Raw genomic sequence first — 242 nt, 5'->3', positions numbered from 1 at the left:
ACCCAATCTAACCCCTCAGCTAAGTTAGTGCCTGTTTGAGCGGCTATTGCAATATGGCCTAAAATATCAAAGCTTTGCAGACTTGCTAGTTTTAACCCAAAATTTGGACAATTTAGTGTATTCGCGCAATGCTCTAATAGCTGTGCATACGCGCGGTAAGTAAGGGTCTCTTGCTCTAGTTTATTAAAGTCCACATTAATGGCGCACTGCTGCATTATGGCAGCGAAATCTCCCCCAAGTTC

At 43.4% G+C, this 242-nt stretch carries 1 protein-coding gene; it reads right to left on the bottom strand.

The genetic code is table 11. The features are described from left to right. The coding region (locus R0K30_RS23245) for an AraC family transcriptional regulator ligand-binding domain-containing protein (protein WP_410613362.1) at positions 1 to 242 on the bottom strand (242 nt) is incomplete at both ends.

It is taken from the genome of Bacillus sp. SIMBA_154, assembly GCF_046536015.1.
GTDB classification, from domain to species: domain Bacteria; phylum Bacillota; class Bacilli; order Bacillales; family Bacillaceae; genus Bacillus; species Bacillus pumilus_P.
The sequence above is the reverse complement of the archived record's forward strand: the minus strand, read 5'-3'. Positions and strand labels throughout refer to the sequence as shown.